The organism is Paenibacillus sp. MAH-35, from assembly GCF_058135425.1.
This window is the reverse complement of record NZ_JBYUPU010000003.1, coordinates 131,851-149,011: the sequence shown is the minus strand read 5'-3', so window position 1 is coordinate 149,011 and position 17,161 is coordinate 131,851. Positions and strand designations below refer to the sequence as shown.

Sequence of the window (17,161 nt, the reverse complement as noted above, 5' to 3'; positions counted from 1 at the left end):
CCGTGATGGCCGTCGGCGTCGGCATCATTCTGGTGACCTTTTATATGAGCCTGACCAACGGCGCGTTCGATATGGCGGTTAAGGATGTGTTTACCACGTTGCTGGGGATCAATCCGCAGCAGGATTTCGTCTTCGTTATTTTCGAGCTGCGGCTGCCCCGCATCGTGATCGCCATCCTGGTAGGCATGGGACTCGCCATCGCGGGGGCCGTCCTGCAGGGCGTGACGCGTAACGGGCTGGCCGATCCGGGCATACTGGGCATTAATGCCGGAGCCGGGGCGGCTATCGTTATTTTTTTGTTTTTTTATCAAGGGCAGATTAAAGGGACCGGACTAGCCGCCATTATGGCGATGCCTCTGTTCGGGCTGGCGGGCGGGCTCGCCGCAGCGCTGCTTATCTACGCCATCTCCTGGAAGGACGGCCGGCTGGAGCCGCAGCGTCTGCTGCTGACGGGAATCGCCGCCGCTGCCGGACTGGGTGCCGTCTCGCTTTACCTGACGTTAAAGATGAACGCTAAAGACTTCGAGATGGTGGCGGTCTGGACGTCGGGGAGCATCTACAATGCGAACTGGAAATACATCGGCGCGGTTGTGCCGTGGCTGGTGCTGCTCATCCCGGTTATTATCCGGAAGTCGTACATCCTCGATCTTCTTCAACTGGACGAGAACAGCGTCAGAAGCGTGGGCGTAGCGTCGGAGAAGGAGAAGGCGCTGCTGCTGCTGTGCAGCATCGGTCTGGTCAGCGCCTGCGTGTCGGTATCCGGCGGCATCGGTTTTATCGGCTTGATGGCCCCGCATATCGCGAGGCGGCTTGTCGGAGGAGCGCATCGGCGGATATTGCCGGTGTGCGGATTAGTCGGGGCGCTGCTCGTCCTCGCCTCCGACTTTATCGGAAGAATGGTGTTTGCTCCCGCCGAGCTCCCGGTCGGCATCGTGATCGCGATTATCGGCGTGCCGTATTTTATTTTCCTGCTGTACCGGAACAAAAAGCGGGCGTAGTTTTCAGTCTGCTTCGCTTCCGGAACATCCGGGCAGGAGGAGCCTCCCGTTCCGGTCGAAGGACAGGGCGAGAGGTCCTTCGACCACCGTACAGTCCGGCCGGTCCCGAAGCTCCTCGCAGACCGGCTCAGATACCCAAATTTCATCAAGATGAAGCGTGTTTTTGATGTACACCAGCCGGACCTTCCGAGGGTCCGGCGTTTTTAATGCAAACATCGCTTGGTCCACAAGCTCCCGGTCGTTAGCGAAGCTCATCGGGACGGCCGCCCGCATCACGAAACCGCTGGTCAGGCAATTGAGATACGTAGCCTGCTTGTCGATACTGCCGGCCACGGCATCCGTCGTAAAATCGGCCAGCCCGATTCCGGCGGCATTGCCACGGGACGCAGACGACAGCCCCAATACCCCGACATACGTAATATCCGGGAGCTTCGGCTCCGCTACCCCGTGAATTCTCATCCGGCCGATGATATTGGCATCCATGCCGGTGCCGCTGTAGTTTTTGCCCATCTCTCCGACGAGACACAGATCGATCCGGTGAACCGGCAACGAAGGCATCATCCGCTTCGCTTCCAGCAGCAGTCTTTTCTCGGCGGCAAACAGCGACCCGGCCGGAATGCCTTCCATGATCGCGGTCTGCTCTTCGGCATTCTCCACGATGGCGATCCCGCCGATAACCGGCGCCTTCTCCAGACAGACGCGCGCGATGGAGGGAATCGCGGCGGCAAGCTGCTTGGCCCCCAAGCTGTGGACGCTGTTCGCTCCGGGCGCGCGGCCGAGTCCGACGGCGAGCATCTTCAGCAGTCCGCTCTCGTAATCGCCCTGAAACGCGGTATGCGGCTTAATCCGGTTGATGATAAGGATACCGTCGGCTTCGAACGCCTCCTTGGCCATATATACCGGAAGGCCGGCGACGCCTGCGGCTGTGTTCGAGGTTGCAGCCGAGGTCGCAGGGACCGGCTCTCCCGCCGTCGCGCCGAGCCGGACCACTTCGCTGGAGCAGCGGATCTCCGCTCCGACCGACCGCTCCGTAATGCCCAGACTGGCCAGCACCTCACGCTGTCCTTCCGCTTCGCCGCTCCCGTGACTGCCCATGGCGGAGACGAGGAAGGGGCGGTACCCTCTCTGCCGAAGCTGGTCGACGACCGTACGCAGTATAACGTCGATGCTTCGGATGCCCCGCGATCCGGCGGTAATCGCAATGGCCGCGCCGGACGGCAGGGCGGCTTCCTTTAGCGACTGCTCCACTGCGCCGCGTAACGCGGAAGGAAGATCGTCGATCCGGCTATCGGGAACGTGCTGCCTGATTTTGTACAAACGTACGGGTGATTCGGCCGTCAAGTTTGTCTCCTCCTGACTTCTATAAGTGCGTGTTTGAACACCTCTATAAATGACTTACCTACTCCAACAGCCTTTTTAGCAGTTGAGTCCGGTTTGTGGCGTTCAGCTTACCGAGCATCGATTTTATATGTTTTTTGACCGTAACCTCGCTCAAATACAAGGTCGAGGCAATCTCCGCGTTCGTGCGTCCCTGCTCCAGCAGCTTCGCCACTTCCTTCTCCCGCGCCGTTATATCGGTCCGTTCCAAGATCCGGTCTCGGGATGCGTTTTCCGGCACGGCTACCTCAGCGGGAGGCTGCGGCGGAGGGAAAAGGCCTGCCTGCCCGGTAACCTGTAACATTTTATGGATGTAGCTGAGCACTTGCTCGTTATGTAAGTCGAGTACGAACGTCGCCGTTTCGGTTATGCCGTCGTAATTGCGATGGGTGCCGTACGGTGCGGTTTCGAAGCCGAGGCTTTTGTGAGTTTCTACGAAGTACGGATGAGGCGACGGCGATTCGACGATCAGCTCGCCGGTGAAGATCAGGGAATGGAGCAGATGACCGATTGCAGTTTGCTGGGAAGCGTCTGCGAAGTCGGCGGTATCGATCGTCTCGATAAACCAGCCGGCTCTCGTATGGCCGGGTACGTTCAGCCGTTTCGCCATATCGGGAGGCAGGTGGTTGAAGTACGCCGCCGAGCGCGGAGCTTTCTTCAAATAAGGCAGCGTGTTCGCATTAATCGGTATAATGACCGCGACTCCGATGATGGCGCCTCCCGCGTCTTTCATGACCCGGACGACATCGTATCCGAGCGTGAACAAGGCGCCGAAGTCGATGTCTTTGATCGTGAAGCACGTCTGCTCCGCCGTAAGGTGAAAATGAAACGAACCGTCCGTATAAGGGTCGTACAGCTCGATCCGGGTATCCTTCGCATTGGCGTACCGGTCCCGGGCGTATAACTCGAGCGCTTCCCGGTAATTGGCGCCTGCCGTCTCGAAGTGCCGGGGCGACAGCTCGAACCAGTTCATAAACGCGCGGATCAAGGCGTCACCGATATAATACATCAATTCTATCGCTTCTCTGGCGGTAGGAGACGGCCGGCCCGATTCGGTCAACTGCTGGTAATAATAAGCCAGCGCCCGCGAGCGGATCGACTCGTAACGCTTCGGAGTCCGGGCGAGAAGCTCCCGGTTGACCGCCTCTCTCATCAGGCTGTGTACGGTCCACCCGCGGTCGACTTTGCGGATGAAGGAGAAGCGGATGAGCTGATAAAACTCGGAGGCGGTAATCTCCCGGTCCATGATGAACGACAAGTTCTCCTGGTTAAATTGCCGAAGCACCGAAGCCGCTTCGATAAAAGGACGCATATGCTCGCCCGGCACTTCCCGCAGCCAGCGGCTTACGATAAACGAGAGCGTATCGTGATCGTCCGCGTACAGCTGAGCTTCGCCGGTGGGGGACTGACCCAAGAGGAGGGTAAGCAGCGACATCGTCAAAGGATGGCCTCCGGAATGACGCCATATCCGCTGAATCGTCGGCTGGTCGAATATATGGGTATATTCCGCGAAACGGACGACCGACTCGTAATCCAGATCCGCGAGAGGAAGCTTTACGAGAAGCTGCCTCCATGCCGGGGACAAATACCAAACTTCGGACAACGCATACCGTCCTGAGATGACAATCAGTACGTGTTTATCGAGTTTCTTCAGAAAAAACTCCCGCAGCCATTGATCGAGCGCCTCCAAATGCTCGTAAGCGTCGATCAGGAGAACGACACGCCGCCCGGAAGCCGTTTCGTTCAGCGCAGATACGCATTCGACGGGGAGGCGCGCCGGGTCGGAGGAATCATCGCCGGGCCATTCGAGTGAGTCCAGGATGTGGCGGCAGAACGCTTCCGGCGTTTTGACGAAGCCTTCGCTGTCGATCGTAACGGTGATCCCGCCGCTTGCTTGCGCCAGCTTGTCGTACTCGTCGAGCAGCGTGCTTTTGCCGATTCCGGCCGTGCCGTATACGTTTACTATTTTTTTGGACCGGGAGCTGTCGTGAAAATGTTGCAGGAAGGCGGCGATTTCCCGCTGTCTTCCGACGAGCATTTGGCTCTCAAGCTCATCCAGCCGTTCGTCCTCTGCCATCGATTACACCTTCTTCGATCAGGATCGGAAATTACTGGCATTCCTTATTTTACTCGGATTCGGCTCAAAGCGATATAGAAATATGGGGTTGGGGTATCCATTCGGATACCCCATTTGTATCTGACCGGATACTTATTCCCGGATCGGGTCCGTGATAAGGTTAGGGTAGAACGAAGGAGGAGGGAACGGGTGCAGGGATGACCAATCCATTTCGACTGGGCAGCGCCGCGCTGTACGCCCGGGATGCTAAGAAACTGGCGTCGTTTTACCGGTCGGTATTCGATATGCAGCTCGCGGCGTTCTGCCGGAGGCACGAGGATCAGACGTTTCTTGCTTTCCGGCCGGAGACGGACTATTACGAGATCAGCTTTGTCGGCGATCCGCGGCAGGTACAGATGACGTTTTATGCAGAATCGCTCGGTGCGCTGCAAGGTTTATGGAGGAATGTCCGGTCGCGGGGCATTCGCGTACACGGGCCGTATACCGAAGGCTGGGGAGTTTCTTTTCAATTCGGCGATCCGGAAGGGAACCGGATCGAGGTGTTATGGCCGCAGCGGTTGAAGATCAGCCGCAGCGCGATCCGGGCGATTCAGCTGGAATCGTGGACAGATGCGGACATCGGAAAATGGCAAAGCGAGAATCGGGAGGAACAACCGCAGCAATCGGATGAGGCCGGGGAATGAAGGAGGAGCAGCGAAACGATGGAAGGGGAAGGGATCGAGATCGTCCTGACGATCGACAAGAAGGAGGCTTACGTGAACGGGAAGCTGCACACGCTGGCTGCTCAGGCGGTATTCAGGGACAGCAGGATGTCCGTACCGGTTCGTTTGGTACTCGAAAATGTCAACATGAAAGTGTTGTTCGACGATGAGGAGATTTTCATTACCGATGCTGTGGAGTAGAAAAAGTCGTAGCGGGCCGTAAGGCTCTGTTTTTGAAGATACGAAATGTAACAAAAAAATCGTTTGATACCCGGGAGGGACTTGTTTTGAGTTTGCGCAGAGGAAAGCGGGACTGGTGGAGACGAACCGTTCACGCCTGTTTGGTCGTTATTATTTTGATGAGCACGTTATCGCCGGTCCTTCAAGCGTCGTCGTCGGATGTAGACGGTTTGACGGCTGCGGAGGCCAAAGAGCTGCTGGAGAAACTGTTAAGCGGAGGCGGGTTAAATTCAAGCGGAGAAGGCGCGGATAACGCGGGGGAAATCCGCACGATTCAGGCCGCGACGCTGGAGCGGCCTCCGGGTGCGCCCGGAGGGCCGTCGGGATTTGGAGTGACGGGAGCGGTATACGGCCCGGCTTCTTTGCTTCCGAACGATCCGCTGCTGCCGCAGCAATGGGCGTTCGGGGCGATCGAAGCGGAAGCGGCGTGGAATACGGTTACCCGCGCGGCTTACGGTGCCATGCCGCCGGTCGTCGTAGCCGTCATCGACAACGGGTTCGACACGGCCCATCCGGATCTTGCCGGCAAGCTGCTGCCGCTGATCGACTGCTCGGGTGACGGAGAGATTCCGTGCGTGGATACGGCTCCGGGGATACGGGCCGTGAACAAGCTGACGGGCGGGGAAGAGCGGGGAACGCACGCCGCAGGCATCATCGCCGCAACTGCCAACAACGGGATCGGGATAACCGGCGCGGCCGGGACGATGCCGGTATCGATTTTGCCGGTTCAGGCGGCCGACAGCGCTTTTAACGTAGCGGCTGCAGTCAGCAGAGCGATGGAGTGGAGAGGAGCGTCGGGTGAGCGGGTAAGCGTCATCTACATCGGCCCCGGGTTCAGGGAGTATGATCCTCCGGCCTACTTGTCCGGTGTGATCGCAGAAGCTTATGCGCAGCAGATCGTCATAGTAGCGGGGGGCGGAGACGACGGAACGCCGGTGCGCAACGGGGAAACCGACGCGTACTACCCGGCGGCGCTGCCGCAGGTGATATCGGCGGGAGCCTTGAGCCGGTTGTCGGTCCCGTTGGCCGGATCGAATCCGGGAACAACCGTCATGGCGCCCGGCGAGGAGATCCTAAGCGCGCTGCCGTCCGGGCAGTACGGCACGAAAACCGGTTCGGCCAGCGCCGCCGCATATGTCGCGGCAGCTGCGGCGCTCGTTCGCGCCGTACAGCCGGAGCTCACGGCGGGCGAGGTGCGCCAGGCGATAACGGCCGGTGCATCCGGTACGTCATGGAGCATGAATCGGACGCTGTTATCCGTTCTACCCGACCCCGGGGATCGGACGGCTCCGGTATGGCCGGCCGGGAGCGCTATCCACGCACCGGCGGTCGGTCACAATGCGGTCCGGCTGGAATGGACGCCGGCGGGCGGCGAGACCGGACTCATCCGGTACGTTTTATATCGGGACGGGGCGCCGCTGCCGGGGGGTTCCGAATCTCCGGCGAACATTCGCGGACTGACGCCCGGCACCACTTACGTGTTCAAGGTCGAAGCGGCCGATTTGTCCGGCAATCGGACGACAGACGGCCCGTACGTGACGATCCAGACGAAGCCGCCCATCGTTACGGAAAAGATCAGCGTGAATGGGCTTGGCGAGCCGGGGAACGGCGACAGCCGGTATTCGTCCGTCAGCGAGGACGGCAGGTGGGTGGTGTTCGGCTCCGAAGCGGCCAATCTGGTCGCGGGCGATACGAACGGCAAGGAAGACATTTTCCTCCGCGACAGAATGAACCGGATGACGAAACGGATCAGCATGTCGCAAGGCGGTCTGGAGGCCAACGGCAGCAGTCATGCGCCGGTTATGAGCATGGACGGCAGATTCATCCTGTTTTCTTCCTTCGCGACGAACTTGCTCGCCGCTCCGGAGTCCGGCTCGACGGAAGATCTCTACTTGTACGACGGCGAGACGGGCGGTTTGGAAAAAGTAGCCGAAGACGTAAGCGCCGGTTACGTATACGTGTACGAGAGGCCGTATGCGATGAGCGAGAACGGCCGGTACGTCGCCTTTGCTTCTTACGGGACGAACGGTGTGGAGGATGATTTCAACAACAATTGGGACGTATTCGTCAAGGACCGGTGGAGCGGTCAGACAACCCGGATTACGGACCGGATGTACGGCAGCTTCAAGTATCCCCACACGACCCGGATCTCGATGACGCCGGACGGCCGATATATTGTGTTCACCTCCGATGAGCACGATCTGGTGCCGGGCGATACGAACGGCAGATCAGACGTGTTCGTGTACGACCGGAAGACGGGTCTTACCGAACGGGTCAGCCTATCTTCTTCGGGCGAAGAGGGGAACTCCGCCAGCGAGAGCGGATCGATCAGCGCGGACGGACGGTATGTCGTTTTTACGTCGTATGCGAACAATTTTATTCCGGGTGACGACAGCTACAACCTGGATTTATTCGTCCGCGACAGAATCGCGAAAACGACGGAGATCGTAAACGTGACCCTGTCGGCGGAACCGGGCTTCGGATCGAACGAATCGCCCTCGATCAGCGCGAACGGCAGGTGGATCGTGTTTTACTCGAACGATGAGCTGCACCCGGGCGCGTACAACCGGAACGTCTACCTGCACGACCGCGAGACCCTTCAGACGGAGCTGATGAGCGCATCTCCGGCTGGCGAGCCGGGCAACGCCGACAGCATCCGCGGAGCTGTAAGCTGGAACGGCAAATATGCGGTTTTCGATTCGGTCGCTTCCAACTTGGCAGGCGAACCGGAAGGAGAATCCTCTTACGGGCATATCTATTTCAGGGAACTGCCGGTTTACGCGAACAGCGACCGGACACCGCCCGTATGGGGCGAAGGCGCCGCTCTTGCTGCAGCGCAAACGGGCGGCACCTATGCGGCGCTCCGCTGGACGCCGGCGCTGGATGAAGCAAGTCCGGCGATCTATAAGGTATACCGCGACGGCGTACTGCTGGATATCGTACCGGAACCGGCTTATCTCGTTACCGGATTGTCGCCGGGCAGAACGTACTCGTTCGCCGTAGAGCCGGGCGATACGTTCTACAACTGGAGCGCGGCGCGGATATCGGCGTCGGCTTCGACGCTTGCCCAGCCTGAGACGACGCCGCCGGAAACCGCAAGCGGCATCGCATTGCTGCCGGAACTCGGAGGTTTGGAGGTCGGCTGGACCGACCCGGCTTCTCTCGATTATGTCGGGACCATCGTGAAGTGGCGGAAGAAAGGGGCGATCGGCTACAAAGAAACGGCTCGGATCGCGCCGAGCGTACAGACGGCGGCTATGCACGGACTTACGAACGGAACCGAATACGAGGTCGTGCTCGTCAGCCTAGATGCGGACGGCAACCGTTCCGAAAGCGCCCCGGCCACAGCCCGTGTGACCCAAGGGCGGCAAATCACCCGCGTAAACGTCTCCGGCTCCGGGGAACAAAGCAACCAAACGAGCTTGCGTCCGGATGTGAGCGATGACGGAAGATACGTCGTATTTGATTCGGATGCGGACAATTTGGTCGAACGGGACGAGAACGGAAAAACGGATGTATTCCTGTATGACCGCGTTGCCGACACGATCGAGCTGATCAGTAAAACCGGAAACGGAGCTTCCGCCGACCAGATGAGCTTCGAACCGAAAATTAGCGGCGACGGGCGATATATCGTCTTTACCTCATATGCCGGGAATCTGATAACGGACGACGCGGCCGGCCCGGCGGCGGATGTGTTTCTGTACGACCGGCATACCGGACGTATGGCCAAAATCAGCTATCCGGCCGAAGGCGGGGCGGGCAACGGCGACAGCTACAGGCCGGCTATAAGCGGCGACGGCTCGAGAATTGTCTTCCTTTCCTATGCCAAGCTGGTGCCGGACGCACCGGAGCAGCTGAATGTATACCTGTACGAGCGGGAGACGGACTCCGTGTCGCTGCTGCGGCTGGCGGACGGAACGATCGCGAACGACGACAGCGGTCCGCCTGTGATTAGCGGCAACGGTCAGTATATTGCTTTCGCTACGGAAGGAAGCAACATGGACCGGACCGATACGGACCGCTACCTGGACGTTTATTTATTCCATATTCCCGACAAAACGGTCAAGCGGATCTCGACATTCCCGGGCGACCGGACGATTTCCTACGATCCGTCCATTAGCGAGGACGGACGTTACGTGGCGTTCAAGTACGAAGATCACAGCGATTATAATCTGTTTCCGGTTATTTACGTGTACGACCGGGACCGGGATGAGACGGTTGCGGCTAGCCGTTCTGTCACCGGAGGACTGCCGGACGGAGACAGCGAATCGCCTTCCATAAGCGGCGACGGCCGGTATGTCCTTTACGCTTCGAGAGCGGCCAATCTGGCTGCAGGCGACTCCAACGGCGTATACGACGTATATGCGTTCGATCGGCTTACCGGGGAGACGGCTCCGCTAAGTCTTACGTATGCAGGCGGATGGGGGGGCGGCAGCTCCAGAGTGCCCGCGGTCAGCGGCGACGGAACGTACGTGGTGTTCGAATCGGAAGCTTCCGATCTGATCACGGGCGATACGAACGGTGTACCCGATCTGTTCCTCGCACTTTTGCAGGCGCCGCCTCCCGACGATACGGTTCCTCCGGTGTTCCCGGAGGGTGGCCGCGCCCTGGTGAAGGAAGCGGGAGCCGACTTTGTGACGCTGAGCTGGCAGGCGGCAAGCGACGACCGTGCTGTTACGGGCTATCGTGTTTATTACGGCGGCGCAACTTACGTCTCTTTTCCCGATCCTGCAACGGAAGGAACCGTTTGGGGGCTTCTGCCCGGTACTGAATATACATTTACGGTAAAAGCGGTGGATGCGGCAGGAAACGAGAGTGCGAACGGATTAACGGTCGTTGCGGCGACAAAGAGCGGATCGGAGGTGCGGTTAAACGACGTCAGGGCGACGACCGAGCGGAGCGGCTCCGGCTACGCTTATCTGAACGGAACAGTGCGGCTCGAAGCGGAAGGAAGTCCCGGTGGGAGCGCAGAAGCCCGTATCGACTATGTGAAGGCGGACGATACGACTGACAGCTTGCTTATCCCGCTTACCGCTTCCGGTGCGGCAAGTCCGCTTTATGCGGGAGAATTCGCCATCCCGGAGGGCGTCAAGCTGATCCGCAGCGCGGAAGTAACTTTAACTGTAGCGGCCGCATCCGCGAAGCTGAGCAAGACGCTGGATATTCCCGTAGGCGGCAGCTTGAAGCTGCACATCCGCTCCGAGGACGGATCGAGGCTCCAAAATGCGGTGCTGACGCTGAGCGGCGGCGCGTTGCAGGGCGAACAGAAAGTAACGCTGACCGGCAACGGCTCCTATACGTTCGGCGGTCTCCCTTCAGGCGAAGGCTATGAGCTGAAGCTCCGCTCCTCGCTTGGCCGCGAGCTGCCTTTGAGGGAATCGGATCAAGGATATACGGTCCGTCAGGGGCTGACGGCGGAAGCGACCGTCCATCTCCGCGTGTTCCTCCAGGTCGTCTATGCCGGCGGCGGGATCGCCGACATCACGTGGACGATTCCGGCGGACGAAACGGATTTGGCGGGCTTCGTGATTTACCGGAAGACAGGCGGCGCCGCTCCGGTCGAAGTCGGCCGAGTAAACGATCCGTCGGTTACGAAGTTCACCGATACGGGACTGGCAAGCGGAGCTTCGTATTCATATGAGGTGTACAAACGGACTGCAGCGGGCACGCAGATTCCTTTCTCCGACGAAGTGACCGTTTTTACTCCGGAATTGTCGATTGCCGATCCGGTATGGAACGTGGATACGATCCGGGTGGGCGGCTCGAAATATGCCGTAACGGGCAGCGGCCTCCAGGTCCGGTTCAAAGGCGAAGCGAACCGCAGCGCCAAGATGACATTGGAGTATAAAACGTGGTTCGACGCTGCCGGGCAACTGCTGGAAGAGCCGGCGCAGCAGACGAAAGAAATCGCGATGGAGCCGGACCCCGAAGCTCCGAACGGGTACAAAGGGACGTTTGTGCTGGATGATGGGATCTCCGAGGTGCGACGCGTAAAACTGTCCGTCACGGACGCTTCCGGCCGGAGCGCGGAAAGAGAGGTGACCGGACTGTATTATCCGGTTGCCGGCAAACTGAAAGTGAACGTATATCCGATACCGGAAGATTTCGGGAAATACGACGGCAATATAACCGTCCGGGGGAAATCGTACGCAACGTGGAGCGAGATCGGGACGGGCGGCGGGGAGATTGCGATTCCGCTTCCTTCCGGAACGGATTATTCGTTCACGATTATGGGCAGCAACAGAACCGTTATTTGGAATAAGGCAAACATCGGCATTCAAAACGGATTGCAGACGGAAGTTCAACTGGAGCCGCCGGCCAGAGTGCGCATCACGGTACTTGACGCCAAAGGCCAGCCGCTTCCGAACGTGAAATACGTCCTTCGCGGAAAGCGCGGGTCGGTCGACCAAGGGACGACGGGACCGGACGGTATCATCGTCTCCCAAAAAGCGTTGTTCGTCGGGGAAACGGTCACCTTAACGACGGACATGAGCGATCAGCCGGCCTATAAGCCCTTCACCGCTTCCTTCGTGCTGGACCGGGAGCATTATGAGCAGTCGGTCTCACCGGTGGCGAAGCCTAGCGGTACATTGTTCGGCAGCGCCTTGGACCCGGCTGGCAAGCCGACCCCGGACGCCGCCGTCCACATCTACAATGAATCGTTCCGCAGCGTCGCAGCGGTTGACGAGAACGGCATGTACAGCATGGAAGTGCCGGCAGGCTCCGTCACTGTGGAGGCGGTAAGCAAATCGAATGCGCTGGTGCGTTCGAAGCCGGCCCGTATGGACGTAACGGAAGGCGAGCGGGTTCAGAGAGACCCGAAGCTGCTGAACATGGATGCGAGGATCAACATTAATTTGTATACCAAATTGCCCGGCGGCAATTGGCAAGGTCCGCTCGATCTCGATTGGAGAGTCGCGATCCATATGCACCTGACGTCCACGCATTCGGTGCTGGAGCACGGGAACCCGGCGCGTATCCGGGCGCAGGAGGGCGATGTCGTCAAAATATGCGCCGACGGCCGGGAGGCCGGTCTGTCCAAGGGTTGTGCGGAGACGACGATCGACGAGAACCGGAACGGCGCCGTTGATCTGTATCTCGAAAGCGCCGGCTCGTCGGTTACCGGTTCGATCGTTTATCCGGAGGGCTCCGCTTCGGCAAGCTACCGGGGGGATTTGTACCGGCTGAGCGAGCAGGGACGGTTGAATTTGCAGCGGATCGTTTGGCTGAACAGCGGACCTTTTAGACTGGACATTGCCGAGGAAGGTAATTACATGCTGTATGTCAGCGACAACCCGTCTCGTCCAACGGCTGCTCAAACCGTAAGCTTCCGGCTCGGGGCGGGCGAATTGAAGCCGCTCGGCGACATTCGGCTGAGCAGCAGCGGGAAGTTCAAAGGCAGAAGCGGAACGAGTCTCCAGCTTTTGTCCGGACCGGCCACGCTTGGCAGTGCAGCTGCTATCCGAATCAGCTACGCCAATACGGGAGAACCCCGGGGGCAGGCGGAGCAATCGAAGCTTACGATCGGGCTGCCGGAAGGCACCGCGATTGTACCGGGCAGCGTCACGGTGGGGGGACAACCGGGCGAAGCACGGGTGCAGGGACAAACTGCGGAGATTCCGGTGGGAACTGTTGGGGCAGGCGCTTCGGGAGTCGTATTGTTCCAGCTGTCGATCGACCAGGTGGACTCGAATCAGGAGAAGGTTTTGTCCGCTTCGCTGCACTATGCGTACGGAGGTGAGGAACGCGAGGAGTTTCTCGGAGTGCTCCCGATTGATACGGTGCCGATCACGCTTGCGGCGCCGGAGACGGTTACCGGTTACTCGATGAAAGTGAACGGAAAGGCGCCTGCGGGTGAACAGGTGACCGTATATGACGGAAATGTGCCGCTTGGTCAGGCGGTAAGCTCGCCGGCCGGATATTGGTACCTTTCCGTACAATTGCCCGAATCCCGCGAGCCCGAACACCGGCTGCGGGCGGAGACGGTCGTCGGCGGACGGCACGTATCGAGCGCGACGGCTCTCGTGAGCATTGATCCTGAAGCGGCGCTGCTGGAGGAAATGTCGATGATGCAGGCGGATGGACGCAGGATGACGTTCCGCCCGTCCGAAGGGCAGGCTATATTCCCCTACGTCGTCGTGCCGGGTAAGCCGTTCCTGTTCGAGATGAGCTTCAGCCAGCCGGAACGCATTAGCGACGTAACGGTGCAGATGGGCAACAACATCGCTAATGCTCAAAAGGTGGATGACTTATTCAAGGCGACCATTCCGACAACAGACGATATCGGTCCGGTATGGGTGTCCTACCGGGTCAAGCCGAAGTGGGTTCCGGATACGGTTGGCGGCATGCCGACAGAGGAGCAGTTCCGCAGCCGGCTGCCGTCCCGTATGCAAAATTATTCGATCGAGAAAATCACGATTCCCGACGCGGACTTAAATGCCGTACTTAACGGGACGGCGGACTCGGCCAAGTCGGCGGTGATCGACGCCAAAGTGCCCGGCGATATGAATGCGCAGGCGCAGATTACGGTTCAGCGAATGCCGGATTACGAGCCGACGCCGGACGAATACAGGCAGGCGGAGTATACCGGACTTCCCGTCTACGGCACGTCGGTCAGTTACAAGAAAAAGGGCAATTCGCTCGTCATCGATTTCAGCATCAACATTCCGGCGGAAGAAATCAGGGAAGCGGGAAGTCTGGCCGCAGGCTTGCAGCGGCTCGGCCAAAAGGCGGCCGGGACGACGGGCAAAGCTGGCCAGGGCGAAGTCCGCATCATGTCCGGCGGCAAAAAAGAAATGATCAAGCTCGCGCTTCAACTGACGCTTGACGCCCTGACCGATCACGTGCCGGATGTTATGGCGCTGATTGACAAACTAAAAAGCTTAAAGGATCTCGCAGGCGCATCGAAACTGTTCGAAAAAGCCGAGAAGCTGCTGATCCGTGCGCAAAATTTGTGTGATCCGAGAGCTAGCGAGTATTACACGAGATGGGCGGAGGAAATCGGCACGACGATCATGATCCATGAAGGGATCAAGTGGACGCTTCAGGCGGCCGGTCTCGTTCTGGGTCCCGAAACGCTCGGGCTCAGTACGGCTCTTGGGTTCTGGCTGAGCGGGCTGCTGGCGGAAAACGTGCTCGACTCGCTCGTCGAAGACGAACAAGGCAAGCTGGAGAAGGCGCTGGATCAATTTAAGTGCAAGCTGAAGCCTTATCCGGAGAAAAAACCGCAAGCCGATCCGAAATTTATATGGGACCCGAGCGGTTATGTGTACGAAGGGCTGCCGGACAATCGCGTTCCGGATGTGAAGGCCACCGTGCTGGAGCAAGATCCGGTCAGCGGATTATGGAACGTCTGGGATGCCGCCTGGTACGGTCAGGCCAATCCTCAGTATACGAACGGGGAAGGGCGGTACGGCTGGGACGTGCCGAAGGGCAGATGGCAGGTCATGTATGAGAAGGAAGGGTATGAGACGGCCTACAGCCATGAGATGGAAGTGCCGCCGCCGCATTTCGACGTGAACGTTCCGATCGTATCTTATCAGCCGCCGGAAGTTACTTCCGTTACGGCCCAGCCGGGAGGCGGCTCGGTGGACGTCTACTTCTCGAAGCCGGTTAACGCGGACGATCTGGCGCCGGAGCTGATCCGCTTAGACGGACGGGAAGGCACCGTCACCGGAAGCGTGTACGGGATCGGACCGGTGACGGTCGGCGACCGGACGCTTGCGAATGGCATCCGGTTCCAGCCTGCGGCGCCGCTGACGGCCGGCGAGTCGTATGAAGTAACGGTAAGCCGTTCGGTTACAAGCTATGCGGACATTCCGCTTCAAGCCGATGTCCACCGTACGGTTGCGGTGTCCGGGCAGGATATTGCTCCCCCTTCCGATGTAGTCGAAGTCAGAGAAGGAATGACGTCCGATTCGATTACGCTGATCTGGAACGACCCGGCAGACCCGGATTTCGATAAAGTGCGCGTATACTGGAAAAAATCGTCCGATCCGTCCTATGGTGCTCCGCTTGATGTGAGCAAAGGGATGAAATGGGTGTCGGTGAGCGGACTGGAGCAGGGCGACTATTCGTTCCGGCTGGCAACCGCCGATACGAACGGCAACGAATCGGCCGGAGTCGTACTGACGCGTACGATCGGAGAGCGCGAACGGGACGATTACTCTCCGCCGCTTCCGATCCTTGATCTGAAGGTAACCGCAGCGGAATCGGACCGTCTCCAGGTCGCTTGGACCGATCCGGCCGCTCCGGATCTGGCGAAGCTGAATCTGAGCTGGAAGCCGGCCGGAAGCTTCGCCCTGGCGAAGACGGCCGCTGTCGATCCGGGAGTCGGGACGTATACGATCTCGGGACTGGAGCCGAATACCGAATATGAGCTCACGATCCAGGCTGTGGACCGGAGCGGTAACCCGTCGATAGGAAGTCAGCTCTCTGCCGCGACGAAGGCGGCGAACGGCAAACCGCTGCCGGGTCCGGGCGGCGGAGGCGGATATGCGCCGGTTCCTCCGAAAGTACCGGGAGCAGGCTCGGAATGGATCATTGAGCAAAAAGGCGGAACATACTCCGCATATGACGGCAAAGTGAAGGTAGTCGTGCAGGAAGGGGCTGTCCCTGCGGGCAGCAAGCTGACGGTCGTGCAAAGCGAAAGCCCGGCGGCGCAGCCGGGATCGGGATATTCGTTAACATCCCCGGTTTACGAGCTGAATCTCGGGACGATCCGACCGAAGCAGCCGCTAACGCTGCTGATCGAATACGACCCTGCTCTGTTAAACGGATTGGATGCAGCCCGTCTTGGATTGTATAAGCGGGACACGATGGCTGCGGCCGGATGGGGATATGTCGGGGGAATTGTACAGGAGAAGGAGCATCGGGTCCGCAGGGACGTGACGGAATCCGGCCAGTACGCCATACTTCTGTATGAACGCAGCTTTAGCGATTTGGCGGGGCACTGGAGCCGGCCGGACGTAGATGTTCTCGTCAGCCGACATATCGTGAACGGGGTATCGGAGAACCGGTTCGAGCCGGACCGGGCGATCACCCGCGCGGAAATGATGAAGATGCTCGTCGAGACGCTGATCGGTGCCGGTTTGCAAAAGCTGGATGCTCCGGAAGCACCGACTTTCCGGGACGTTTCGAAGGAAGCGTGGTATTACGCGTACGTCGAAACGGCATCCCGCGCCGGGATTGCGCAAGGCGCAGACGGCATGTTCCGTCCGGGCGATCCGGTGACGCGCGAAGAAATGTCGCTGTTCGTCGGCCGGGCCGTAAATCTGCTTAGCCGCGACGCTTCGGAGCAGCCTGACGGCGACACGTCGCTGGACCGATTCGAAGACGCCGGCCGGATCTCGGAATGGGCGAAGAGCGGTATGGCCCGCGCCGTCAGTCTCGGTTTCATCCAGGGGATGACGGAACGGACGATCGAACCTCAGGCAGAAGCGTCCCGCGCGCAGGCGGCTGTTCTGCTGCTGCGTTTGCTGGCCCGTTACGGATATATAAGCGAGTAGGTCAGAAGCCGCCCGGTGAGGGCGGCTTTTGCCTTGCCCCCTTATCCGGAAGATCGGATACGAACATTCCTTATAGAGATAGTTCAAAAAGTCCACTTTTGATCACGAAGCAGATACAGGAAGCCTGCTCGACATCGAATATGGAAATTCAGCCGGAACTTCCGGTGCTCACAAAAGCACCCACTACACTCCGTCCTCATTTCCTAGCTTCATCCCATCTTCTCGGTGCTGAAAACCGGACTTTTTGAACTCGCACTTATA

The 17,161-nt window shown here is 59.3% G+C and carries 6 protein-coding genes; 4 read left to right on the top strand and 2 right to left on the bottom strand.

The window, feature by feature from the left end; genetic code table 11:
- Nucleotides 1-5: 5 nt before the first annotated feature.
- Nucleotides 6-998 (top strand): FecCD family ABC transporter permease, encoded by a 993-nt coding sequence (locus tag AC3Y2E_RS04135; RefSeq protein WP_379207767.1) that lies wholly within the window; start codon nt 6-8, stop codon nt 996-998.
- 3 nt (nt 999-1,001) lie between these two features.
- Here the strand turns inward: AC3Y2E_RS04135 and AC3Y2E_RS04130 are convergent, their stop codons facing one another.
- Both AC3Y2E_RS04130 and AC3Y2E_RS04125 read right to left on the bottom strand, forming a co-directional pair.
- Nucleotides 1,002-2,339, bottom strand: coding sequence for a nickel pincer cofactor-dependent isomerase, group 22 (locus tag AC3Y2E_RS04130; RefSeq protein ID WP_379207438.1), 1,338 nt, complete (start codon nt 2,337-2,339; stop codon nt 1,002-1,004).
- Between the two features lie 58 nt (nt 2,340-2,397).
- Nucleotides 2,398-4,452, bottom strand: a complete 2,055-nt coding sequence (locus AC3Y2E_RS04125; RefSeq protein WP_379207436.1) for a LuxR C-terminal-related transcriptional regulator — start codon at nt 4,450-4,452, stop codon at nt 2,398-2,400.
- 197 nt (nt 4,453-4,649) lie between these two features.
- Here AC3Y2E_RS04125 and AC3Y2E_RS04120 point away from each other — a divergent pair, with 197 nt between their 5' ends.
- The 3 genes from AC3Y2E_RS04120 to AC3Y2E_RS04110 all read left to right on the top strand — a co-directional run bounded on the left by AC3Y2E_RS04120 (nt 4,650) and on the right by AC3Y2E_RS04110 (nt 16,900).
- A complete protein-coding gene (locus AC3Y2E_RS04120; RefSeq protein ID WP_379207433.1) occupies nt 4,650-5,135 on the top strand; it encodes a VOC family protein in 486 nt (161 codons plus the stop codon).
- Nucleotides 5,136-5,153: 18 nt separating this feature from the next.
- On the top strand, nt 5,154-5,354 hold the full coding sequence (locus AC3Y2E_RS04115; protein WP_190931721.1) for a stalk domain-containing protein: 201 nt from the start codon (nt 5,154-5,156) through the stop codon (nt 5,352-5,354).
- A gap of 86 nt (nt 5,355-5,440) precedes the next feature.
- Nucleotides 5,441-16,900 carry a fibronectin type III domain-containing protein gene (locus tag AC3Y2E_RS04110; RefSeq protein ID WP_379207430.1) on the top strand — a complete coding sequence of 3,820 codons (11,460 nt, stop codon included), beginning with the start codon at nt 5,441-5,443 and terminating at the stop codon, nt 16,898-16,900.
- Nucleotides 16,901-17,161 lie beyond the last annotated feature (261 nt).